This window comes from Nonomuraea composti (genome assembly GCF_012034275.1).
Lineage (GTDB): Bacteria > Actinomycetota > Actinomycetes > Streptosporangiales > Streptosporangiaceae > Nonomuraea > Nonomuraea composti.
Window position 1 is genome coordinate 236,721 of record NZ_JAATEP010000011.1, and the last position, 23,647, is coordinate 260,367.

Sequence of the window (23,647 nt, forward strand, 5' to 3'; positions counted from 1 at the left end):
CTTCGGCGGCCGGGCTCACGAGGCCCGGCCGCCATGGCCGAGATCAGTGTTCACATACATTCTCAGACGGTTGATAGCGGCCGTCATGCTGCTCTTCGTGGTGAGCATCGCGACGTTCGCCATCTTCTTCCTCGTGCCTCGGCTCGCTGGGATGTCCGCTGACGACCTCGCCTCTCGATACGTCGGCAAGGCCGCCAACGAGCAGGTCATCCACGACACGGCGATCCGGCTGGGGTTCTACGACCCGCTCCTGGTCCAGTACGGGCGGTTCGTGAAGGGCATCTTCGTCGGCGTGGAGCGCAACTACGGTCCCGGCGTCGAGCTGTGCCCGGCGCCCTGCCTCGGCTACTCGTACGTCACGCAGAACCCGGTCCTGCCCGACCTGCTCGACCGCATACCGATCACGCTTTCCCTGGCGCTCGGCGCGGCCGTGGTGTGGGTCGTCTTCGGCGTGGCCACCGGCGTGGTGTCCGCGCTGCGGCGCGGCAGCTTCTTCGACCGCTTCTCCATGGGCATCGCTCTGGCCGGCGTGTCGCTGCCCATCTTCTTCACCGGCATCGTGTCGCTGGCCATCTTCCGCGACCAGCTCGGCCTCGTCGGCGACGTCGCCGACTGGGTGCCGTTCAGCGAGGACCCGCTCACCTGGGCCAACAACCTGATGCTGCCCTGGATCACGCTCGCCTTCCTGTACGCCGCCGGCTACGCCCGGCTCACCAGGGCGGGCATGCTCGAGACCATGGGCGAGGACTACATCCGAACAGCCAGGGCCAAGGGCCTCCCCGAGCGCGCCGTGGTGGTCAAACACGGGCTGAGAGCCACGCTCACCCCGGTGCTGACCATGTTCGGCCTCGACCTGGGCCTGCTGCTCGGCGGCGCGGTGCTGACCGAGAGCACGTTCTCGCTGCCCGGCATCGGCAAGTACGCCAGGGACGCCATCGAGCGCAACGACCTGCCCCAGGTCATGGGCGTCACCCTGGTGGCGGCCGCCTTCATCATCGTGGCCAATCTGATCGTCGACCTGCTCTACGCGGTCGTGGACCCGAGGGTGAGGCTGACGTGAGCAGCTTTCTGGAGGTCAAGGACCTCAAGATCCACTTCCCGACCGACGACGGCCTCGTCAAGTCCGTCGACGGCCTGACGTTCAGCCTCGAACGGGGTAAGACGCTCGGCATCGTCGGCGAGTCCGGGTCCGGCAAGTCCGTCACCAGCCTCGGCATCCTCGGCCTGCACAAAGGCAGGGGCGCCAACATCTCCGGCGAGATCTGGCTCGACGGCGAAGAGCTCGTCGGCGCCTCCCAGGAGCACGTGCGCGGGCTGCGCGGCAAGAAGATGGCGATGATCTTCCAGGATCCGCTGTCGTCGATGCACCCCTTCTACACCGTCGGCGACCAGATCATCGAGGCGTACCGCATCCACCACAAGGTCTCCAAGGCCGTGGCCAAGAAGCACGCCATCGACATGCTCGGCCGCGTCGGCATCCCCGAGCCGCAGCGCCGCGTCGACTCCTACCCGCACGAGTTCTCCGGCGGCATGCGCCAGCGCGCCATGATCGCCATGGCGTTGTCGTGCGACCCCGAGCTGCTCATCGCCGACGAGCCCACCACCGCGCTCGACGTCACCGTGCAGGCCCAGATCCTCGACCTCATGCGCGACCTGCAGCGCGAGTTCAACTCCGCGCTCATCATCATCACCCACGACCTCGGCGTGGTCGCCGAGCTGTCCGACGACATCCTCGTCATGTACGGCGGCAAGTGCGTCGAGTACGGCACCGCCGACGACATCTTCTACCGCCCCGAACACCCCTACACCTGGGGACTGCTGGGCTCGATGCCGCGCCTCGACCGCGAGCCCACCGAGCGCCTCCTGCCGATCAAGGGCTCCCCGCCGTCACTGATCAACGTGCCGCCGGGCTGCGCCTTCCACCCCCGCTGCCCGTACGCCGACAAGACCGGCGGCAAGGACAGGACCGAGGTGCCCGCCCTGCTCGAGACCGAGGGCGGCCACCTGGTGCGCTGCCACCTCGACCGGGCCGAACGGCGAGCCCTCTGGGACAACGAGATCAAGCCAGCGCTGGAGACGCAGTGAGCGAGAACGAGCCGCTTCTTTCCGTCCAGAATATGGAGAAGCACTTCCCCGTCACCAAAGGCCTGTTCAAAAGGCAGGTCGGCGCCGTCAAGGCGGTCGACGGGATCAGTTTCGACGTGTTCAAGGGCGAGACGCTCGGCCTGGTGGGGGAGTCCGGCTGCGGCAAGTCCACCACCGGCCGCCTGGTCACCCGCCTGCTCGAGCCCACCGCCGGCAAGGTGGTCTTCGAGGGCGAGGACATCACCCACATGGCGCAGGGCAAGCTCAGGCCGCTCCGCCGCGACATGCAGATGATCTTCCAGGACCCGTACTCGTCGCTCAACCCCCGCCACACCGTCGGCACCATCGTCGGCGCCCCGTTCCGCATCCAGGGCGTGGAGACCGAGCACGGCATCAAGAAAGCCGTCCAGGACCTGCTCGGCCTCGTCGGGCTCAACCCCGAGCACTACAACCGCTACCCGCACGAGTTCTCCGGCGGCCAGCGGCAGCGCATCGGCATCGCCCGCACCCTCGCGCTCAAACCCAAGCTGATCATCGCCGACGAGCCCGTCTCCGCGCTCGACGTCTCCATCCAGGCCCAGGTCGTCAACCTGCTCGAAGACCTGCAGAACGAGCTGGACCTCACCTACGTCGTCATCGCCCACGACCTGTCGGTGGTGCGGCACATCAGCGACCGGGTCGCCGTCATGTACCTCGGCAAGATCGTCGAGATCGCCGACCGCAAACGGCTGTACGACTCGCCCATGCACCCGTACACCAACGCGCTGCTGTCGGCCGTGCCCGTGCCCGACCCCAAGAGCCGCAAGGAACGCGAGCGCATCCGCCTGACCGGCGACGTGCCCAGCCCGCTCAACCCGCCGCCCGCCTGCCGCTTCCACACCCGCTGCTGGAAGGCGCAGGAGATCTGCAAACAGGTCGAGCCGCCGCTGGAAGAGCTCGCCTCCGGCCACCGGGTGGCCTGCCACTTCCCGGAGAACGCCCCGCAGCAGGCGGTGCAGACACCCGCCGCCGCCGGCTGACCCCGGACCGGATCGGATCGGATCGCCGCCGGGCGCCCGCAGACGGCGCCCGGCGGGTATCAGAGGGCGTCAGGAGATGGCCGCCCGGTGGGCGTCAGAGGGCGTCAGGAGATGGCGCCCGGGGTGATCAGGCCCGTCTCGTACGCCAGCACCACGGCCTGCACCCGGTCCCGCAGCCCCAGCTTCGTCAGCACGTTGCCGACGTGCGTCTTCACCGTCGTCTCGCTCACCACGAGCTTGGCCGCGATCTCCGCGTTCGACATGCCCTTCGCGATGAGCCGCAGCACCTCCAGCTCCCGCTCCGTCAACCGGTCGAGCCGCGCCGGCGCCGCCTGCTCGTACGCCGACGGCAGCCGCGTCGCGAACCGGTCGAGCAGCCGCCGCGTCACGCTCGGCGCCACGATCGCATCGCCCGCCGCCACCACCCGGATCGCCTGCACCAGCTCGTCCGGCGGCACGTCCTTCAGCAGGAACCCCGACGCGCCCGACCGCAACGCCTCCACGATGTACTCGTCGAGGTCGAACGTCGTCAGCACCAGCACCTTCGGCACGTGCGCCGACGGCGCCGCCTCCCGCACGATCCGGCGGGTCGCCTCGATGCCGTCGACCCCCGGCATGCGGATGTCCATCAGCACCACGTCCGGCAGCAGCGCCCGCGTCTGCTCCTGAGCGCCCTTGCCGTCGCCGGCCTGCCCCACCACCGTGATGTCGGGCTCGGCCTCGAGGATCAGTCGGAAACCGGTACGCAGCAGCGGCTGGTCGTCCACCAGCAGCACTCTGATCGTCATTGGCCGTCCTTCAACGGGAGCCTCGCCCGCACTTCGAAACCGCCCCCCGGTAGCGGACCGATGTTCAGGATTCCACCATAGAGGGCCACCCGCTCGCGAATGCCCACCAATCCATGCCCAGCCGTCGCCGGCGGCCCGTCCTGAGCCGCCCCGCCCTTCCCGTCCTGCGGCCCCGCACCCTTCCCGCCCTGCGTAGCGGCACCCTTCCCGCCCTGGGTAGCGGCACCCTTCCCGTCGTCACGCACCCGCACATCCAGCTCGTACGGCTCGTACCGGACCGTCACCACCGCCTCCGCCCCCGCGCCCGCGTGCCGCAGGCTGTTCGTCAGCGCCTCCTGCACCAGCCGGTACGCCGCCAGATCCACGCCCGCCGGCAACGGCACCGGAGCGCCCTCCACCCGCAGCCGCGTCGGCAGCCCCGCCTCCCGCATCTGCTCCACCAGCGCCGGCAGGTCCCGCACCCCCGGCTGCGGCCCCAGCTCCGCCCGCGCGCCCGCCCCCGTGTCGGTCCGCAGCACGCCCACGATGTTGCGCATCTCCGTCATCGCCAGCCGCCCCGTGTGCTCGATCGCCGACAACGCCTCCCTGGCCAGGTCCGGATCGGCGGCCAGCACCCGCCGCGCCGCCGCCGCCTGCACCGTCATCACGCTCACATGGTGCGCCACCACGTCGTGCAGCTCGCGCGCGATCCTCGACCGCTCCTCCGCCCGCGCCGCCCGCGTGTCCGCCGCGTGCGCCCGCTCCAGCCGCGCCGCCCGGTCCTTCAGCTCCTCCAGGTACGCCCGGCGCAGCCGCAGGCTCCGGCCCGCCCCCCACACGGCCACCAGCACCACCGCGGTCACGACGTACTCGCTGACCGTGCCCGCCCTGATCGGGCTCGACACGATGCCCGCCACGTACGTCACCAGCGACAGCACCAGCCCCGCCAGCGCCACCGCCAGCCCCCGGTAGGACGCCACCGAGAACAACAGCACCATCCCCGCCAGACCCGACATGCCCAGGCCGTAGCCCAGCGCCGTCAGCAGCGTCTCCGGCACCATCCCCGCACACAACCCCGCCAGCGGCCAGCGCCGCCGCACCACCACCGGCACCGACGCCACCACCAGCAGCAACGCCCCCAGCAGGTCCGGCGGCCTGACCCCCTCCACCGGGATGCCCTCCGCCTGGAGACGATCGGGCCCGTAGAGCGCGAACAGCGCCACGGACGCCGCCGCCACCACCCCGGCGAGCACCGTGTCGTGGAGGCTGCTCCGGTCTATGCGCACCGCTTCACTGTAAGACCAGGTGAGAGCCCGGAACCTCCTCCCGTGGGAGGATTAGCGCCCCCCACCCCACCCTCAAGAACGAGAGGCCGCCGGCAGCAGCCCGTGGACCACCGCCCGGCCTCCGCCGCCACGCGGAGCGCCCACCCGCCTGCCGCACGCGAAGCGGCCGTCCGCCTTCCCGGCGGGTTCTGCGCAGCCCGGCCTCGTACGCCGCGCGAAACGCCCGTCCGCCTGCGGAGCGCGGATCGCTCGCATGCCTGCCGCGCGCGGAGCGCCGCCTGCCCGCAAAGGCGCGGTGTGGCGACCAGCGGCCGGTGACCCGGCCGGATCGGGGCCGCGCCCGAGTGCCCGTGCGGCCCGGGGGCGTTACAGCTCGTCGGTGGCCGCGCGGCGGTTGCTGCGGATCGTGTCGCCCGGCTGGCGGTCGGGCACCGGCGGGGGCGTGCCGCCGAACTCCGGGCACAGCGCCTGGTGGTCGCACCAGTCGCACAGCCGGCTGCGCCGGGCCCGCCACTCGCCCGTCTCCAGCGACCGCTCGATCGCCGCCCACAACGCCATCACCTTGCGCTCGGTGGCCAGCAGGTCGGCCTCGTCGGGCGCGTACCGCAGCACTTCGCCCTGACCGCCCAGGTAGACGAGCTGCAGCAGCCGGGGCACGCTGCCGCGCAGCCGCCACAGCACCAGCGCGTAGAACTTCATCTGGAACAGCGCCTTGGCCTCGAAGTCGGGCCCCGGCGCGCTGCCCGTCTTGTAGTCGACGACCCGCACCTCGCCGGTCGGCGCCACGTCGAGCCGGTCGACGTAGCCCCGCAGCATCAGCCCGCCGTCGAGGACCGCCTCGACATAGAGCTCCCGCTCGGCGGGCTCCAGCCGCGTCGGGTCCTCCAGGGTGAAGTAGCGGCGCAGCATCTCCTGCGCCTGCCCGAGCCACTGCGCCTGCTCCGCCTCGTCGGCGAACATCTGCGCGTACTGCGGATCGTCAGCCAGCAGCCGCTCCCACTGCGGGCCCAGCAGCTCCAGCGCCGCCTCCACGGACCGGCGCGGCGCCGGCAGGTCGTAGAGGCGCTCCAGCACCGCGTGCACCACCGTGCCCCGCACCGCCGCGGGCGACGGCTTCTCGGGGAGCTGGTCGATCACGCGGAAGCGGTAGAGCAGCGGACACGTCATGAAATCGCCCGCCCGGGACGGGGAGAGAGCTCCGATGATCACCGGCTCGGTCAATGTCATGCACCGCACTCTAGGTCAAGACCCCGACAGAATAACCTCCGCGCGACGAGGCAGAGGTGATCCGGCGCGTAGCATCAAGGCAGCAACAGCACGTAATGGACGTTCAAGGAGTGCGGTGAGCGAGCAGAGCCCGCGGCAGGGGTCCTCCGGCATCCGGATGGGGAAGCCGTTCGGCATTCCGGTGTACGTGTCGTGGACGTGGTTCCTGGTGGCGGCGTTCATCACCGTCATGTTCGGCCCCCAGATGCGGCAGATGCTGCCCCACCTCGACGACTTCGCCGCCTACGGGGTGGCGTTCCTGTTCGCGGTGCTGCTGTACGTCTCGGTGCTGCTGCACGAGCTGGCCCACAGCGTGCTGGCCAAGGCGTACGGGCTGCCGGTGCGCAGGATCACCCTCTATCTCCTCGGCGGCGTGTCGGAGATCGAGAAGGAGCCGCCCACGCCGGGCAAGGAGTTCATGGTCGCCGCCGCGGGGCCCGCGCTGTCGCTGGGCCTGGCCGGGCTCGGGCTCGCCGCCGACGTCTACCTGATCGACGACGGCGGCATCCTGGAGGTGCTCACCTGGCAGCTCTGGGTCGCCAACCTCATCGTCGGCGTGTTCAACCTGCTGCCGGGGCTGCCGCTCGACGGCGGCCGGATGCTGCGCGCCGGCGTGTGGAAGATCACCCGCAACCCCGGCTCCGGCACCGTCGTGGCGGCGTGGGGCGGCCGGGTGCTGGCCGCGCTGCTGGTGATCTTCCCGATCGCCAGCGCCTTCTCCAGCGGTCAGGACGTCGATCCCACCAGCCTGGTGTGGCCGCTGGTGCTGGCCTCGTTCATCTGGATGGGCGCCGGCCAGTCGCTGCGCGCCGCCAAGATCAGGGCCAGGATCCCGCAGGTGAACGCGCGCGCCCTGGCGCGCAGGGCGATCCCCGTGACCGCCGAGACGCCCCTGTCGGAGGCGCTGCGGCAGGCCGCCGAGCAGCACGCCGGCGCGCTCGTCGTCGTCGACCACGAGGGCAGGCCCGTGGCGATCGTCAGCGAGGCCGCCGTCCAGGCCACCCCCGAGCACCGCCGCCCCTGGGTGAACACCGGCTCCCTCGCCAAGACCATCGAGCCCCGCATGGTGCTCGACGCGAGCCTGTCGGGAGAGCCACTCATCGAGGCCATGCGGGAGGCGCCGGGCAGCGAGTACCTGCTGGTCGAGCCCGGTGGGGAGATCTACGGTGTGCTCTCCACCGCCGATGTGAACCGGGTTTTCATCGGCGTCTGATTTGTCCCACTCGTTTAACCGGCGACCCCTCGATAGGGTCGTGTCCAGCAGTTTCGGGTGACCCGGAGCCAACCCCCGCGATTTCTGCGATGCCACGACTGGCCGATAGTGTTCTGTTTGGCCAAACTTGCACAGTTGAGGGGTCTGTTGCGGTCCACCGGTTCACCGAATCGAGACGACGGGGCCGCGACACGGCCTCGCCGTCTGGGTATGCGTATGGCTGGTGGCCAGCACGGCAGTGCGGGTGCCGTAACAACGCCGGCTTCCGGGGAGGAGAGTTGAGTGACCGAGCGCAGCGAGGGCACCAATGAGCGCAGCACGGTCGTCATGAGGGAGGACGCATGACCGACCAAGGCTTCGGAGTGGTGCGTCCGCTTCCTGGAAACGGTCTCGTCGCCTACGAAGGCGGGCTGCTGCTCGTGTGCGACTCGGCCGAGTCGGCCGCCGACGCCCTGATCGAGGCGCTGCGCGAGACCGCCGCCTCCGGCGGCGACGGCCGGGCGCTGGCCCGCCGCGCCGCGCAGGTGCTCGCCGCCAACATGGCCTCCGACCCCGCCACCTGCGCGGTCGCCGGGCCCGTCGGCGGCGGCGTCGCCGTCCTCGTCAGCGGCTCCGCCTCCGCCACCATCGCCACCGCAGGCGGCGAGACCCGGCTGGCCGGCAGCGACTCCCTGACCTGGGCCGACCGGCTCGTCAACGGCCCCGTCGAGCGCGTCGAGCTCAGCCTGCCCGGCGCCGGCAGCCCCCACCCCGCCGTCCGCTTCGACGGCGGCATCGTGCACGGCGGCGGCCTCGTCAGCGACCTCACCGGCGAGTTCCCCGCCCGGCCCGCCGCCCCCGCCCAGGCCCGGCTCCTGACCAGCGAGCTGCCCGCCACCGGCTTCCACCTCGAGCCCGACCTCGTCCAGCAGCCCCAGCAGCAGCCCCCGTCCCAGCCACAGCCGCAGCCGCAGTCGCAGCCCGTCGAGCGCCCGCCGTACCCGATGGCCGACCAGCCGCCCATCGCGCCCGGCCCGCCCTCCGGCCCCCAGCCCGCCCCCATGGAGCCCCCGGCCTACCACACGCCGCAGGAGCCCCCCTACCTGCCGCCGCAGGAGCCGCCCTACCAGCCCGCGCAGGAGCCGCAGCCGCTGCCCGAGCAGCAGCAGTTCCCCTCCTACGACGACCTGCCCGCCGCCGGCAACGGCGCCGGCGAGCCGATGCCGCAGCACATGGGCCCGCCCGACCACTACGACCAGCCCGCGCCGCCCGTGCTCGGCCCGCCCGACCAGTACGACCACCCCGGCCCGCCCCCGCAGGAGCAGCAGGGCGAGCACGGCGACCGGCCGCTCGTCTACGGCGTCGACTGCAAGAACGACCACTTCAACGACCCCCGCGTGCCCTACTGCGCCGTCTGCGGCATCGCCCTCGTGCAGCGCACCCTCGTCCCCTACAAGGGGCCGCGGCCCTCGCTCGGCGTCCTCATCCTCGACGACGGCACCGCGCTGCCCCTCGAGACCGACTACCTCCTCGGCCGCGACCCCGAGCGGGCGCCCGAGGTCGCCGGCGGCACCGCCAGGCCCGCCAAGGTCACCAGCCCCGACGGCTCGGTCTCGCGCCGCCACCTGCGGGTGGCGCTCGACGGGTGGGACGTCAACCTGGTCGACCTCGGCTCGGTCAACGGCACCCAGATCCAGCCGCCCGGCGACCCCAACTTCTACGACATCCCCCCGAACGAGCCCGTCACGATCGCCCCTGGCACGACGGTCCGCGTGGGCGTCTCCCGCACCCTCCGCTTCGAGGCGCACCGGGGGTAACGGGCCTTCCCGGCCGTCCCCCGCCCGGCGACGGTCCCTTGCACGGGCCGTCGCCCGGCCGCTACGGCTTGCGGCGCTGTACGCACGGGGCCGCGGCGGGCCTGCGAGGCCGTGGTCGTCGGTGTGCCGCGCCCGCTGACGTCCCGGACGCGGCGGCGATGCGTCGCTGTGCGCGCTGGGGACCGCGCCGCCGGCAGGGCGGCGGTTGTCGGCGCGCCAGGGCCGCGTCCAGGTGGCGTCGTTCAGGTGGCGTCGTTCGGGTCGCGTCGTTCGGGTGGCGTTCAGGTGGCGTCATGAGGAACGGCGGAGGGTGCCAGGAACTCGTGGGCGCCCCGAAGCCGCGTGGACAGCCGGCGTTGCGTCGCCGTGCAGTCCAGCCGCACCTCCAGCGGCCCTGGCACGCCAGAGTCGGCCCGGCGGCCGGTGCGCAGGCGTGAGGGGTCGAGGCCGTCGCGGCGGGCGATGAGCACGCCGAGCTCGTGGCGGCTCACCGCGTCGGCCCCCGCCACGTGCAGGACGCCCGTCAGGCCGCGCCCCGCCACCTCCAGCAGTGCCGCCGCCAGGTCCGTGACGTGGACGGGGCAGCGGACGTCGTCGGTGAACAGCACCCCCTCGCGCGTCCCCGCCGCCAGCGACCGCACCCGCGTCTCGTGAACCGAGCGGCCGTGGCCGACGATGAGGGAGGTCCTGGCGATGGCGGCGGCGGGGAGCAGGGCGCGCACGGCCGTCTCCGCCGCCGCCTTGGCCGCCCCGTACGGGGTGACCGGGTCGGGCGGGCACGTCTCGTCGTAGCTCCAGCCGGCCCCAGAGGAGGCCCCGGAGGAGGTCTCAGAGGAGGCGCCGGAGGAGGTGCCTGGGGGGATGCCGGAGGAGGCGCTGGTGGAGGCGCCTGAGAAGATCGCGTCGCTGGAGACGTGCACCAGGCGCCCGCCCGCTCGCGCCACCCCCGCCGCCACGTGCGCGGCCCCGTCGGCCGTGACGGCCCAGGAGGACTGGCGGTAGGCGGCGTTGATCGTCACGTCGGGCCGGAAGGCGTCGAGGGCGGCGGTCACGGCGGGCCTGTCGCGCACGTCCAGGCGCAGCCACGCGGCGGGCGCGGAGCCGGGGCGGGTCAGGTAGGTGGCCCCCACCTCGTGGCCGTCGGCGGCGCAGCGCCGTACGAGCTCGCCGCCGAGGAACCCGCTGCCGCCCACGATGAGGACTCTCACGCCGCCTCACGCTACCGGAGCGGGCGACGGGGGAGCGGCCGTGAAGGTTGTATTCCGCCTTATCCGGAAATGGCGCCGATATCTCGCCCAGTGCGGTAAATGGTGAAGATCCTTCGGGAAGGCCGGGGTCGCGAAAGGAGCGGGCGCGCCGCGAATGCGGCACCGTACCGGATGGCCGGAAGCCCCGATCCGGCCGGCATCGAAGTCACCCCCTCACGGCGGCACCGGTCGGAAAGCCCGTACGCCCCGCAACAGACGCACCGCCGCCTCGCACCCGCTGGCGGCCTCCAGCGCCCGCCCCGCCGCCGTCGCGAACCGCCCGAGCAGATGCTCGTCCCCGTCGCAGAACCCCCGCCCCGCGACCCACAGGAACGTGTGGTCGCGCGCCGCCACCGGCACGGGTGTGGCCAGGAACCCCGGCTCGCCCATCGACACGTCCGGCGCCAGCCGCACCACCTCCGGGGAGGCGGCCAGTTCCTTCAGCACCCCCGATTCGGCCAGCCACCGCCGCAGGCGCAGCGGGTCGCCGGGCGGCGCGTGCACGTGCACCGGGCACGCCTCCTGCCGCAGCGCGTCCACGCGGACGAACCCCGCGTAGGGGGCGCTCGCGACGGCGGCGGCGGTGCGCGCCAGCCGGCCCAGCAACTCGGCGCCCTCCAGGCAGGAGAAGGCGGAGAGAAGTTCGCGCATGGCGACATCGACACGGTTGTACGGCATCGCGGAATCCCCTCGGAGCGGAGGGGGCGAGATCGCGCAGCCCGATCGCGCGAAACTCGCCTGCGGGTGCCCTGACTATCGCCCCCGACGCGGCCCTTGACTACCCCTCAACAGGAAATCAGGATTTTTGCCAATTTCGGGCCGGCGGTGCGGACCCGCCGCAACATCCGTGTGATCCCTTGACCCCGTCCCAGCGCCCCCGGGAGGCTCCCGCCGCCCCAGCGGGCCTTCCGGAGCTACGCGGGGCGCAGCCGTACCCAGTGGACGTCGTCGGCCCGCGTGCCGTCCGGGCGCGGCAGCAGCTCCCGGTGCACGCCCTCCCGCCGGAACCCCGTGCGCTCCAGCACCGCGTGCGAGGCCGTGTTGCCGGGGTCGGTGCCCGCCACGATCCGGTGCAGCGCCGTGCGCGCGAACGCCCAGTCCACCAGCAGCCCCACGGCCCGCGTCATGAAGCCGCGCCCGCGAAAGCCCGGCAGCAGCGAGTAGCCGATCATGGCCTGCCCGAGCGCCGGGACGACCTGCGCGAGCTGGATGTGCCCGGCGAACGCCCCCGAGCCGGCGTCCCTGATCGCCAGCTCCGCCCGCTGCCCCGACAGCCACCAGTAGCCGGTGTAGCGGCAGCGCCGCTCGGCGTCCCGCAGCGTCACCGGCGGCGTCACCGCGTACGCCGCCACGTCGGGCTCGGTGATCATCCGGTGGTAGTCGGCGGCGTCGCCGGGCGTCATCGGCGCCAGCCGGACCACGCCGTCGCCCAGCTCGCCGCCCTCCAGGAGCGGCAGGTACGGCTCCACCGCCGGCGCCGGCTCCCCCCGCAGCCGGGCGAACATCACGTAGTCGGCGTAACGCCCGTCGCGCAGCCTCTTGGCCTCCCGTCGCAGCCCCTCCTCGCGGAACCCGGCCCGGTACGCGGCCCCCAGGCCGTCGATGTCCTCCACCTCGGCCTGCAGCTCGATCCGGCGCACCCCGTGGTCGAGCGCCCAGTCGGTCACCGCCCGCGCCGCCGTCGCCGCCATGCCCCCGCCCCGCGCCCACGGCGCCACCAAGAACCCCGCGCTCGACACGCCCCAGTGGTCCGGCGGGCGCAGCCAGACCAGGCCGGACGCCCGCCCGCCCTCCGTGATCACGTAGTGCGCCCCGCCGTCCGCCCACAACGCGGCGGCGTGGTCCGGCTCGTACGGCGGCAGGAGCGGCATGAACCGGGCCGTCACGGGGTCGTCGCACATCTTCACGATCGCCTCGGCGTCGCCCTCGGCCGTGGGCCGCAGGATCAGAGCGCCGGAGGAAAGCACGTCACGCGGGAGCATCCCCCATAGATATCGTGCGTCCGGACGCGCTCAAAAGCCCTATACCCTTGCCGCCATGGGTTTCCGCAGGCATGGGCCATTCCAGGCAGGGGATCAGGTGCAGCTCACCGACCCCAAGAACAAGCGCCACACGATCACGCTCAAGGAGGACGGCGTCTTCCACACCCACAAGGGCGCCATCCCGCACAGCGACCTGATCGGGCAGCCTGAAGGCTCCGTCGTGCGCTCCTCCGGCGGCACCCAGTACCTCGCCTTCCGCCACCTCCTCCAGGACTACACGCTGGCGATGCCGCGCGGCGCGGCCGTCATCTACCCCAAGGACGCCTCGATGATCGTCGGCATGGCCGACATCTTCCCCGGCGCCCGCGTCATCGAGGCCGGCGTCGGCTCCGGCGCGCTGACCTGCTTCCTGCTGCGCGCCGTCGGCCCCGACGGGCACGTCACCTCCTACGAGCGGCGTGCGGAGTTCGCCGACGTGGCCCGCAAGAACGTGCAGAAGTTCTTCGGCGACCCGATGGAGGACAACTGGCGCCTGGTCGTCGGCGACCTGGTGGCCTCGATCGACGAGGTGGACGTCGACCGCGTCATCCTCGACATGCTGGCCCCGTGGGAGTGCGTCGACGCGGCGGCGAAGGCTCTCACGCCGGGCGGCGTGATCTGCTGCTACGTGGCCACGACCACGCAGTTGTCCAAGACGGTGGAGGTCATTCGCGATCACGGGTGTTTCACCGAGCCGCATGCGTGGGAGACCCTGCTTCGTGACTGGCATGTCGAGGGGCTCGCGGTCCGGCCCGATCACCGGATGATCGGCCACACCGGGTTCCTCGTCACCGCCCGCCGCATGGCCGACGGCGTGACCCCGCCGCCGCGCCGTCGTCGACCGAAGGGGACCACTGAAGAACTATGACAATTTGGCCACGAGGGTGCGTTGGTGCGTGACACGGGAACAGATCGCCGTGTTCATATGCTGGGAGTATTAAACGCACTATTGGGGATTATTCAACGAATACTGAATGTCACTCGACGAACACTGCCCGGCCAGGTTACGGAGGGGCCCGAGATAGGTAAGGTCCTTAGTAGTCGCCCTCGACTGGGAAGGAGGTGACGGGGCGTGGCAGCTCGCGATGATGCTGAGGCTCGAGCCGCGCAGCGCGAACGGGAGGTCGCTGATCTTTCAACACAGGTCTCCTTCCTCCAGGAGGAGATCACCGCGCTGAGGCGGAAGCTGGCCGAGTCACCCCGTCAGGCCAGGGTCCTCGAAGAGCGTCTCCATGAGGCACAGGCGAATCTCGCGGCCGTGACCGGCCAGAACGAGCGCCTGGTGGCAACCCTCAAGGAGGCCAGGGACCAAATCGTCGCTCTCAAGGAGGAGGTCGACCGGCTGGCGCAGCCGCCATCCGGCTTCGGCACCTTCCTGGAGGCCAGAGAAGACGGCACGATCGAGGTGTTCACCGGAGGCCGCAAGCTCCGCGTGAACGTCAGCCCCGCCGTCGACGTCGATTCGCTGCGGCGTGGCCAGGAGGTCATGCTCAACGAGGCACTCAACGTGGTCGAGGCACTCGGCTACGAAGAGGTCGGCGAGATCGTGATGCTCAAAGAACTGCTCGACGAGGGCAAGCGGGCCCTGGTCATCTCGCACGCCGACGAAGAGCGCGTCGTGCGACTGGCCGAGTCGCTGGTCGGCCAGCCCATCAGGGCGGGCGACTCGCTCCTGCTCGAACCTCGCTCCGGCTACGTCTACGAGCGCATACCCAAGTCCGAAGTCGAAGAGCTCGTCCTGGAAGAGGTCCCCGACATCTCCTACGAGGAGATCGGCGGCCTCGGCAGGCAGATCGAGCAGATCAGGGACGCCATCGAGCTGCCCTACCTGCACGCCGACCTGTTCCGCGAGCACAAGCTCCGCCCGCCCAAGGGCGTGCTGCTGTACGGGCCGCCCGGATGCGGCAAGACGCTCATCGCCAAGGCGGTCGCCAACTCCCTGGCCAAGCAGGTCGCGGAGAAGACCGGCCAGTCCGGCAAGAGCTTCTTCCTCAACATCAAGGGCCCGGAGCTGCTCAACAAGTACGTCGGCGAGACCGAGCGGCACATCCGCCTGGTCTTCCAGCGGGCGCGCGAGAAGGCCTCCGAGGGCACCCCGGTGATCGTGTTCTTCGACGAGATGGACTCGATCTTCCGCACCCGAGGCTCCGGCGTGTCCTCCGACGTGGAGAACACCATCGTCCCCCAGCTGCTGTCGGAGATCGACGGCGTCGAGGGCCTGGAGAACGTCATCGTCATCGGCGCCTCCAACCGCGAGGACATGATCGACCCGGCGATCCTGCGGCCCGGCCGCCTGGACGTCAAGATCAAGATCGAGCGGCCCGACGCCGAGGCGGCCAAGGACATCTTCTCCAAGTACCTCGTCTCCGACCTGCCCCTGCACCCCGATGACCTGGCGGAGCACTCCGGCTCCCGCGAGGCCACCATCCAGGGCATGATCCAGAGCGTCGTCGAGCGCATGTACACCGAGAGCGAAGAGAACCGCTTCCTCGAGGTGACCTACGCCAACGGCGACAAGGAAGTCCTCTACTTCAAGGACTTCAACTCCGGCGCGATGATCCAGAACATCGTCGACCGGGGCAAGAAGATGGCCATCAAGCAGTTCCTCGAGAGCGGCCAGAAGGGCCTGCGGGTGCAGCACCTGCTCACGGCCTGCGTGGATGAGTTCTCCGAGAACGAGGACCTGCCCAACACCACCAACCCCGACGACTGGGCCCGCATCTCCGGCAAGAAGGGCGAGCGGATCGTCTACATCCGCACGCTCGTCTCCGGCAAGCAGGGCACCGAAGCCGGCCGGTCCATCGACACCGTCGCCAACACCGGCCAGTACCTGTAAGAACCTCTCATCGGAAGGGCCGGGCGGGCACTCCCCGCCCGGCCCTTCCGTCTCCCGCGGCGCCCCGCTTGTCCCGATGCGCCGGGAAGGTGAGCAAGCACCGCCGGGCCCGGCACGCACAACGCGCGGCGACACGGCCGATACGCATGCACACCACCCCGCAGAGGCGCACACTGGCCCTGTGACCACGCTCAAACGAGTAGACGTGCACGTCGAAGGCATCGTCCAAGGGGTCGGCTTCCGGCCCTTCGTCTACTCGCTCGCCAACCGGCTGGGCCTGGCCGGCCGCGTCCACAACGACGTCAACGGCGTGCACATCGAGATCGAAGGAGCCCACGCCGGCGTCGAGGCGTTCCTCACCGCACTCGAACGCGACGCCCCCGCCCTGTCCGCCATCGAGCGCGTCACCGTCGTCAGCGGCGAACCCGCCGGCCACCACGGCTTCACCATCGCCACCAGCGACCCCGGCGGCCCCCGCCGCGCCCTCGTGCCCGCCGACACCGCCACCTGCGACGACTGCCTGCGCGAGCTCGCCGACCCCGCCGACCGCCGCCACCGCCACCCCTTCATCAACTGCACCAACTGCGGCCCGCGCCTCACCATCGTCCGCGGCGTCCCCTACGACCGGCACCTGACCACCATGGCCCCCTTCGGCCTGTGCCCCGACTGCGCCCGCGAATACCACGACCCCGGCGACCGCCGCTACCACGCCCAGCCCACCTGCTGCCCCGCCTGCGGCCCCCGCCTCGTGCTGCGCGACGCCCGCGGCACCGAGCTGTGCGGCGACCCCATCGCCTGCGCCGCCACCCTCCTGCGCGCCGGCCGCGTCGTCGCCGTCAAAGGGCTCGGCGGCTACCACCTCGCCGTCACCGCCTCCGACGAGCGCGCCGCCGCCACTCTGCGCGGCCGCAAGCACCGAGAGGAAAAACCGTTCGCCGTCATGGCCGCCGACCTCGCCCAGGCCCGCCGGCTCGCCGACATCGACGACACCGCCGCCGCCCTCCTCACCGGCCGCGCCCGCCCCATCGTCCTGCTGCCCCGCCGCGACGGCCCCCTCCCCGTCGCCTCCTCCGTGGCCCCAGGCAGCCGCCTGCTCGGCCTCATGCTGCCCTACACCGCCCTGCACCACCTCCTGCTCGCCGAAGTCGCCGAGCCCATCGTCCTGACCAGCGGCAACGTCTCCGACGAACCCATCGCCCACGAAGACGGCGACGCCCTGACCCGCCTCAGCGGCATCGCCGACGCCTTCCTCACCCACGACCGCGCCATCCACCTGCGCGCCGACGACTCCGTCGTACGCCCGCTGCCCGGCGGCATCACCGTCCTGCGCCGCGCCCGCGGCTACGCCCCCGAACCGCTCGCCCTGCGCCGCCCCGTCCCCCGGCCCGTCCTGGCCTGCGGCGCCCAGCTCGACAACACCTTCTGCCTCGCCTACGGGCGGCGCGCCTTCGTCTCCCAGCACATCGGCGACCTCGGCAACCACGACACCCTGCGCTCCTTCGTCGAAGGCATCGACCACTACTGCCACCTGCTCGACCTGCGCCCCGAGATCGTCGCCCACGACCCCCACCCCGGCCACCCCGCCACCCGGCACGCGCTCGAGATCGCCGGCGTCGACCACGTCGCCGTCCAGCACCACCACGCCCACATCGCCTCCTGCCTCGCCGACAACGGCGACCCCGGCCCCGTGATCGGGGTCGCCTTCGACGGCCTCGGCCACGGCCCCGACGGCACCCTGTGGGGCGGCGAGTTCCTGCGCGCCGACCTGACCGGCTACGAACGCCTCGCCCACCTCGCCCCCGTCCCCATGCCCGGCGGCGCCGCCGCCGTCCGGCAGCCCTGGCGCATGACCGCCGCCTACCTGCGCGACGACCACCCCGGGCTCGACGTTGCCGCCCGCAACGCCGCACACTGGGCCGCCGCGCTCACCGCCGCCCACGCGCCCCTCACCTCCAGCGCCGCCCGCCTCTTCGACGCCGTCGCGGCGCTGCTCGGCATCCGCGACACGATCACGTACGACGGGCAGGCCGCCCTCGAGCTCGAACAACGCGCCGACCCCGCCGAGACCGGCGCCTACCCCGCCGCCCTCACCACCACCGGCGGCCCGCTCGTCGTCGAAGGCGGCGACCTCGTCCGCGCCGCCGCCGCCGACCTCGCCGCCGGCACCGACCCCGCCGTCATCGCCGGCCGCTTCCACAACGGCGTCGCCGCCGCCATCACCCGCACCTGCGTCGAAGTCCGCCACGACACCGGCCTGACCGCCGTCGCCCTGTCCGGCGGCCTCTTCCACAACGCCCTCCTCCTCGACCGCACCGTCCAGCGGCTGCGCGCCGCCGGCTTCCGGGTGCTCACCCACGTACGCGTCCCGCCCGGCGACGGCGGCATCAGCCTCGGCCAGGCCGCCGTCGCCGCCGCCCTCGACGGCCGATGACCGGCCCCGCCTAGCATGGCGATCATGGAATACCCCAACCCGGGCCGCGCCCCGTACACCGAGCACGACCGCGCCCTCATCGGCGTCGAGCACGCCCGCCAGGCCCGCGCCCGCTTCGCCCGCCACCCCGACTACCGGCCCACCCCCGTCCACGCCGTCCCCGGCCTCGGCGGCGCCGGCACCGCGTACGTCAAGGACGAGAGCGGCCGCATGCGGCTCGGCAGCTTCAAAGCGCTCGGCGGCGCCCACGCCGTGCACCTGCTCGCCGAACGCGACGGCGGCGGCGCCCCGTTCGTCTGCGCCAGTGCCGGCAACCACGGCATCTCCGTCGCCGCCGGAGCCGCCGAGGTCGGCGTGCCCTGCGTCGTCATCCTCAGCGAAGGCGTCCCCGAAGCGTTCGCCCAGCGGCTGCGCGCACTCGGCGCCCAGGTACGCCGCGACGGCCACGACTACGAGGCCAGCATGACCGCCGCCATGGCCGCCGCCCAGGCCAACGGCTGGCGCCTGGTAGCGGACAGCTCCTGGGACGGCTACACCAGCGTCCCCCTGGACGTCATGCGCGGCTACAGCGTCCTGTTCGACGAACTGTCCGACCCCGGCGCGTTCCCGCCCCCACCACAGCCCACAGCGCCCCACGAACGGCACGACGCGGCACCCACCCACGTGTTCGTCCAGGCCGGTGTCGGCGGGCTCGCCGCCGCCGCGGCCGGATACGTCCGCGACCGCTGGGGAGAACAGCCCAAGATCGTCGTCGTCGAACCCGAAGGCGCCCCCTGCCTGCTCGAAAGCGCCCGCACCGGCGAACCCCTCCGCGTCGGCGGCCACCCCACCACCCTCGGCCGGCTCGACTGCCGCGAACCCTCACTCCTCGCCCACCGCCTCCTGACCCACCTCGCCGACCTCTACCTCACCATCACCGACGAGCAGGCGGCCGCCGCCGCCCGCCTCCTCGCCGCCCACGGCATCGCCCTGTCCGACTGCGGCGCCGCCGGAGCCGCTGGCCTGCTCGCCCTCACCCCCGCCGCCCGCGACACCCTCGCCCTCGACCACACCTCCCGCGTGGTGCTGGTGGGAACAGAGGGACCCGTGGAACCAAAGTGATCGAAGTGACGTCAAAGCTGGCGTGCAACCACCCAGCCGCTCCCGATCCAGACACGCCCGAGGAGACGGCCGGTTGGCCGAGCTCGACCTCCTGCGCTTCCTCGCGGCCCTCGCCGTCGTCGCCTTCCACTACCTGGTCGCCTACGCCTCCGTCTGGGGAGACCGGCCCGCCGAGCTGTTCCCCGCCTTGGCCCCCGTCGCCGGGCTCGGCATCCTCGGCGTCGAGCTCTTCTTCATCATCAGCGGCTTCGTCATCCTCATGACCGTCTGGGGCCGCGGCCTCGGCGCGTTCGCCCGCTCCCGGCTCGTCCGCCTCTACCCCGCGTACTGGCTCAGCCTCGCCGCCATCGCCGCCCTCTACGGCCTCACCGGCGCCAAAGCCCTCGACCCAAAACTTTCCCCAGGCGAATACCTGCTGAACGCCACCATGTTCCAGCGGCTGTTCAAGGTCACCGACGCCAGCGGCGTCTACTGGTCACTCTGGGCCGAGCTGCGCTTCTACCTCCTGATCGCCGTCCTCGTGATCATCGGCGTCACCCGCGGGCGCGTCCTGGCCTTCTGCGGCATCTGGCTCACCGCCGCCCTCGGCGTCAAACTCCTCGCCGAATACGACATCTTCAAGAACGATGTCGTCAACGAGATCGTCATGCCCGGCTACGCCGGATACTTCGTCGCCGGCATGGCCCTGTACCTCGTCCACAAGCACGGCGGCGGGTGGCTGCCCTGGCTCTACGTCGCCGCCGCCTACGGCCTTTCCCTCCACTCGGCCCTCGGCCGCGTGCACGGCCGCATCGAGCTCGCCGGGTTCAGGAACATGCCCGTCACCGACCTCAGCGTCGTCATCACCCTGACCCTGATCTACGCCGTGATGGCGCTCATGGCGCTCGGCGTGCTGCGCATGCGATCATCACGGACGCTCACCGCGCTCGGCGGCACCACATACCCGCTTTACCTCTTCCATAGCGTCATCGCCGTGGCCCTCATCCCCCTGCTCACCGGCCAACTGCCCCCCTGGGCCGTCGCCACGGCCACGACACTGGTGTCGATTCTCGTGGCGTATCTCGTCTACTCCTTTGCCGAACGCCCCATCCAGCGGCTACTCAAGCCACGCAGACGCACACAAACCCCATCAGCTCCGGCCGTACAGATGGAAAAGACGTCGGTGCCATAACTCTGTGGCCCTGGGGCACTGTGAAGGGCATAGGCTCGGGCATATAAACGGCGGATAGACAGACCCGGACGAACAGAGGGTGTTGCATGACGGTGCGTCGGGTGATGGGCATCGAGACCGAGTACGGCATCTCCGTACCCGGCCAGCCAGGCGCCAACGCGATGGTGACCTCCTCACAGGTCGTGAACGCCTACCTGGCCGCCTCGGCGGCCCGCGCGCGCAGAGCACGATGGGACTTCGAGGAGGAGAACCCGCTCCGCGACGCGCGCGGCTTCGACCTTGCCAGAGAAGTGGCAGACCCCAGCCAGCTCACCGACGAGGATCTCGGCCTGGCCAACGTCATCCTCACCAACGGAGCCAGGCTCTACGTCGACCACGCCCACCCCGAATACAGCTCGCCCGAGTGCACCAACCCCCGGGCAGCCGTCATCTGGGACAAAGCCGGCGAACGAGTGATGTACGACGCCGCCACCCGCGCGTCCGCCATCCCCTCCAACGCCCCCATCCAGCTCTACAAGAACAACACCGACGCCAAAGGCGCCTCCTACGGCTGCCACGAGAACTACCTGATGCGGCGCGCCACCCCCTTCGCCGACATCGTCAGGCACCTCACCCCCTTCTTCGTCTCCCGGCAGGTCGTCGTCGGCGCCGGCAAGGTCGGCATCGGCCAGGACTCCCGCGGCGACGGCTTCCAGCTCAGCCAGCGCGCCGACTTCTTCGAAGTCGAAGTAGGCCTCGAGACCACGCTCAAGCGGCCCATCATCAACACCCGCGACGAGCCCCACGCCGACCCCGAGAAATACCGGCGGCTGCACGTCATCATCGGCGACGCCAACATGTCCGAGATCTCCACCTACCTCAAACTCGGCACCACCGCGCTCGTGCTCGCCATGATCGAAGAAGGCTTCCTGACGCGCGACCTCGCCGTCGAGAACCCCGTCCAGGCACTACGGGCCGTCTCCCACGACCCCACCTGCCGCTACGAGATCCCCATGCGCGACGGACGCAAGCTCACCGCCGTCCAGCTCCAGATGGAATACCTCGAACAAGCGCGCAAGTACGTCGAAGAGCGCGGCACCGCCCAGGACGAGATGAACAAGGACATCCTCGACCGCTGGGAATCCGTCCTCACCCGCCTCGCCGAAGACCCCATGCAACTCGCCCGCGAACTCGACTGGGTCGCCAAACTCGAACTCCTCGAGGGCTACCGCAGCCGCGACGGCCTCGCCTGGTCCCACCCCAGGCTCCAGCTCGTCGACCTGCAATACTCCGACATCCGCCCCGACCGCGGCCTCTACAACCGCCTCGTCGCCCGCGGACGCATGCAACGCCTCGTCACCGAGGAAGAAGTCCAGCGCGCCGTCGAACACCCGCCCACCGACACCCGCGCCTACTTCCGCGGCCGATGCCTGCGCCAATACAGCGAATCCGTCGCCGCCGCGTCCTGGGACTCCGTCATCTTCGACATCCCCGGGCGGGAATCACTCCAGCGCGTCCCCACCCTCGAACCGCTACGCGGCACCAAAGCCCACGTCGGCGAGCTCTTCGACCGCTGCAAGACCGCCGCCGACCTCGTCTCCGCGCTCACCGGCGGCGACTGACCGCCCGCACACGCCCCGGGGCATCGGCCTCCCCTCAGAGGAGGAGGCCGATCCCCAGCATCAGCGTGCCCGCCGCCAGGCACACCCCGCCCGCGTACGTCAGCAGGATCAGCCTGCTCGGCCTCGTGTCACTCGGACGCACCACCGACAGGAAGAAACCCAGCGGCATCAGGATCGGCGCCGCCACGATCAGCAGCCGCGTGAGCGCCTTCAACGCCTCCGGCAGACCCGACTGATCCACGTACAGCATCGCCACCAGCGCGAGCAGCACCAGCACGCCCGCATGCGCGTGCCCTGCCCGCCACAGGCCCCGCCGGACCGGGTTGTCCAGATAACCGGGGACGTTCTTCATCAGGAACGACAGCAGCGTCACGCCGCCGTAGGCCACTCCGGGGACTGTGATGAGGAGCACACCCGCGATGCTCAGGGATGAAGGGGACATCTCAACCTCCTGTAGGTACGGGGATCCATTGTTGGATAGGAACGCTATCTAGTCAAGCGGGCAAGATCGCAGGGCGTTCGGCGCGAAATGTCGGCTCGTTCGGGGAAGATATGCGGTAGAGGCAGTCCCCCAACCGGAGGTAGGACATGGCAACCAAGGACACCGGCGGGCAGAAGCAGACCGGGCGGCGCGAGTCCGACGTCGAGGAGACCGAGGCGTCGGCGGCGCCGGACGTCCAGGAGCGGCAGGAGAAGCTCACGGACGATGTCGACGCAATTCTGGACGAAATCGACGAAGTTCTCGAAGAGAACGCAGAGGAATTTGTGCGCTCTTATGTCCAAAAGGGCGGAGAGTAGGGCAAAACGGACATCTGAAAGGGGGAAATCGCAAGCGGAAGGCCGAGCAAGGGAAGGTCATTCGCGAGGCGATCCCCGTTCCGGAAGGCTCGAAATATTGTCCGCGCTGTGAGGAGATCAAGCCGGTTGAGGAGTTCGGGAGTAACCGGGCTGCGAAATCCGGGCTGACTGTTTACTGCAAGCCGTGCCACACGATCGTGGGGCGAGAGAACAAGAGCGAGCGGAACTATCTGCTGCAGCACCGTTACGCCATAACAGAGGACGACTTCGCGCGCATGCTCGCCCGTCAGGGCGGGCTCTGCGCCATCTGCCGGGTCGTCCCTGGCACGTTCGTGGATCACTGCCGCGCGACCGGCCAGGTGCGTGGCGTGCTCTGTTTCAACTGCGACAACGGGCTCGGGCATTTCGCCGACAGCACGGTGGTGCTGGAGTTGGCGGCGCTATCTGGAGGGGGAGGTGCTCTGGCCGGATTGGGTGGTGCTGCCTGAGGCGGCCGGTGGGCCGCCGGTGGCGCCGACGCGGGATTATCACCTGTCGCAGCGTTATCGCATCCGGCGCAGCATGGTTTGTGCGTGGTGTGCCGGGGCCGGCCGCCGGAGCATATAGACCATTGTCATCGGCCGGGTGATGTGCGGTTCGCATTGACGGTTCAGGATTTCGGCATCGTGTATTCGACGGCCACGCCGATGAGGCGGACGGGGTGGGTGAGGTCGTGGCGGCCGAGGATGTCGAGGGCGGTGCGGGTGATGGTTGCGGGGTCGGTGGTGGGGGGCGGGGAGTTTCGTCTGGCGGGTGCGGGTCTGGAACGGCGTGGTGCGGATCTTGACGGTGACGCGGGTGATGGTGCGGCCGGCGTCGGCGGCGTCGTGGGTGACCTGCTGGGCGAGGGTGGTGAGGTGGGTCGCGATGGCGGCGGGGTCGGTGAGGTCGTGGGGGAAGGTGGTTTCGCGGCTGTGGCCGCGGGCGATCCAGGGTGTGGTGACGACTTCGGCTTCGCCTTTGCCGAGGG

21 protein-coding genes are annotated in these 23,647 nt (G+C 71.0%); 13 read left to right on the plus strand and 8 right to left on the minus strand.

Going from position 1 to position 23,647, the window contains the following annotated elements; genetic code table 11:
• The first annotated feature begins 46 nt into the window (after positions 1-46).
• The 3 genes from HCN51_RS18275 to HCN51_RS18285 are packed head-to-tail and all read left to right on the plus strand — an operon-like array spanning position 47 to position 3,104.
• Positions 47-1,060 carry an ABC transporter permease gene (locus HCN51_RS18275; RefSeq protein ID WP_155126616.1) on the plus strand — a complete coding sequence of 338 codons (1,014 nt, stop codon included), beginning with the start codon at positions 47-49 and terminating at the stop codon, positions 1,058-1,060.
• Complete coding sequence (locus HCN51_RS18280; RefSeq protein ID WP_080037235.1) at positions 1,057-2,085, plus strand: ABC transporter ATP-binding protein; 1,029 nt, start codon at positions 1,057-1,059, stop codon at positions 2,083-2,085. The genes HCN51_RS18275 and HCN51_RS18280 overlap by 4 nt, the downstream gene beginning before the upstream one ends.
• A 32-nt stretch (positions 2,086-2,117) precedes the next feature.
• Positions 2,118-3,104, plus strand: a complete 987-nt coding sequence (locus HCN51_RS18285) for an ABC transporter ATP-binding protein (RefSeq protein ID WP_240972957.1) — start codon at positions 2,118-2,120, stop codon at positions 3,102-3,104.
• 104 nt (positions 3,105-3,208) lie between these two features.
• On the opposite strand, the gene HCN51_RS18290 is transcribed toward HCN51_RS18285, so the two are convergent.
• The 3 genes from HCN51_RS18290 to HCN51_RS18300 form a co-directional block, all read right to left on the minus strand.
• Positions 3,209-3,892: a response regulator gene (locus tag HCN51_RS18290; RefSeq protein WP_080037236.1), complete on the minus strand. Its 684-nt coding sequence runs from the start codon at positions 3,890-3,892 to the stop codon at positions 3,209-3,211.
• On the minus strand, positions 3,889-5,157 hold the full coding sequence (locus HCN51_RS61385) for a histidine kinase (RefSeq protein WP_168010766.1): 1,269 nt from the start codon (positions 5,155-5,157) through the stop codon (positions 3,889-3,891). Before HCN51_RS61385 ends, HCN51_RS18290 begins: the two co-directional genes overlap by 4 nt.
• Before the next feature lie 366 nt (positions 5,158-5,523).
• A complete protein-coding gene (locus tag HCN51_RS18300) occupies positions 5,524-6,384 on the minus strand; it encodes a RecB family exonuclease (RefSeq protein WP_080037238.1) in 861 nt (286 codons plus the stop codon).
• Between the two features lie 115 nt (positions 6,385-6,499).
• Between HCN51_RS18300 and HCN51_RS18305 the strand changes: the two genes are divergently transcribed.
• Together HCN51_RS18305 and HCN51_RS18310 are read left to right on the plus strand one after the other, a co-directional pair.
• Positions 6,500-7,636, plus strand: coding sequence for a site-2 protease family protein (locus tag HCN51_RS18305; RefSeq protein WP_346433698.1), 1,137 nt, complete (start codon positions 6,500-6,502; stop codon positions 7,634-7,636).
• Positions 7,637-7,977: 341 nt separating this feature from the next.
• The gene (locus tag HCN51_RS18310) at positions 7,978-9,432 is read left to right on the plus strand and encodes an FHA domain-containing protein (protein ID WP_168010767.1); all 1,455 of its coding nucleotides are present in this window, start codon (positions 7,978-7,980) and stop codon (positions 9,430-9,432) included.
• A 281-nt stretch (positions 9,433-9,713) separates the two neighbouring features.
• On the opposite strand, the gene HCN51_RS18315 is transcribed toward HCN51_RS18310, so the two are convergent.
• From HCN51_RS18315 to HCN51_RS18325, 3 genes are all read right to left on the minus strand, one after another.
• Positions 9,714-10,640 carry a sugar nucleotide-binding protein gene (locus HCN51_RS18315; protein ID WP_168010768.1) on the minus strand — a complete coding sequence of 309 codons (927 nt, stop codon included), beginning with the start codon at positions 10,638-10,640 and terminating at the stop codon, positions 9,714-9,716.
• Positions 10,641-10,853: 213 nt separating this feature from the next.
• Positions 10,854-11,357, minus strand: a complete 504-nt coding sequence (locus HCN51_RS18320) for a hypothetical protein (protein WP_168010769.1) — start codon at positions 11,355-11,357, stop codon at positions 10,854-10,856.
• A 236-nt stretch (positions 11,358-11,593) separates the two neighbouring features.
• The gene (locus HCN51_RS18325) at positions 11,594-12,661 is read right to left on the minus strand and encodes a GNAT family N-acetyltransferase (RefSeq protein ID WP_168010770.1); all 1,068 of its coding nucleotides are present in this window, start codon (positions 12,659-12,661) and stop codon (positions 11,594-11,596) included.
• A 55-nt stretch (positions 12,662-12,716) separates the two neighbouring features.
• Between HCN51_RS18325 and HCN51_RS18330 the strand changes: the two genes are divergently transcribed.
• From HCN51_RS18330 to dop, 6 genes are all read left to right on the plus strand, one after another.
• Positions 12,717-13,568, plus strand: coding sequence for a tRNA (adenine-N1)-methyltransferase (locus HCN51_RS18330; protein WP_080037244.1), 852 nt, complete (start codon positions 12,717-12,719; stop codon positions 13,566-13,568).
• Between the two features lie 204 nt (positions 13,569-13,772).
• Positions 13,773-15,536: a proteasome ATPase gene (arc, locus tag HCN51_RS18335; RefSeq protein WP_080037245.1), complete on the plus strand. Its 1,764-nt coding sequence runs from the start codon at positions 13,773-13,775 to the stop codon at positions 15,534-15,536.
• A gap of 181 nt (positions 15,537-15,717) precedes the next feature.
• A complete protein-coding gene (gene hypF / locus HCN51_RS18340) occupies positions 15,718-17,967 on the plus strand; it encodes a carbamoyltransferase HypF (protein ID WP_346433699.1) in 2,250 nt (749 codons plus the stop codon).
• Positions 17,968-17,991: 24 nt separating this feature from the next.
• The gene (locus tag HCN51_RS18345; RefSeq protein WP_168010772.1) at positions 17,992-19,068 is read left to right on the plus strand and encodes a pyridoxal-phosphate dependent enzyme; all 1,077 of its coding nucleotides are present in this window, start codon (positions 17,992-17,994) and stop codon (positions 19,066-19,068) included.
• Between the two features lie 73 nt (positions 19,069-19,141).
• Positions 19,142-20,239: an acyltransferase family protein gene (locus HCN51_RS18350; protein WP_240972958.1), complete on the plus strand. Its 1,098-nt coding sequence runs from the start codon at positions 19,142-19,144 to the stop codon at positions 20,237-20,239.
• An 86-nt stretch (positions 20,240-20,325) separates the two neighbouring features.
• A complete protein-coding gene (gene dop / locus HCN51_RS18355) occupies positions 20,326-21,840 on the plus strand; it encodes a depupylase/deamidase Dop (RefSeq protein WP_206067144.1) in 1,515 nt (504 codons plus the stop codon).
• A gap of 34 nt (positions 21,841-21,874) precedes the next feature.
• Here the strand turns inward: dop and HCN51_RS18360 are convergent, their stop codons facing one another.
• Positions 21,875-22,282, minus strand: coding sequence for a hypothetical protein (locus tag HCN51_RS18360; RefSeq protein WP_168010774.1), 408 nt, complete (start codon positions 22,280-22,282; stop codon positions 21,875-21,877).
• Between the two features lie 146 nt (positions 22,283-22,428).
• Between HCN51_RS18360 and HCN51_RS18365 the strand changes: the two genes are divergently transcribed.
• Both HCN51_RS18365 and HCN51_RS18370 read left to right on the plus strand, forming a co-directional pair.
• A complete protein-coding gene (locus HCN51_RS18365; RefSeq protein WP_080037250.1) occupies positions 22,429-22,638 on the plus strand; it encodes a ubiquitin-like protein Pup in 210 nt (69 codons plus the stop codon).
• A gap of 197 nt (positions 22,639-22,835) precedes the next feature.
• A complete protein-coding gene (locus HCN51_RS18370) occupies positions 22,836-23,126 on the plus strand; it encodes an endonuclease domain-containing protein (protein ID WP_168010775.1) in 291 nt (96 codons plus the stop codon).
• 54 nt (positions 23,127-23,180) lie between these two features.
• Here the strand turns inward: HCN51_RS18370 and HCN51_RS18375 are convergent.
• Positions 23,181-23,647: DinB/UmuC family translesion DNA polymerase (locus HCN51_RS18375; protein WP_487353029.1), on the minus strand; the 467-nt coding region annotated here is incomplete at its 5' end.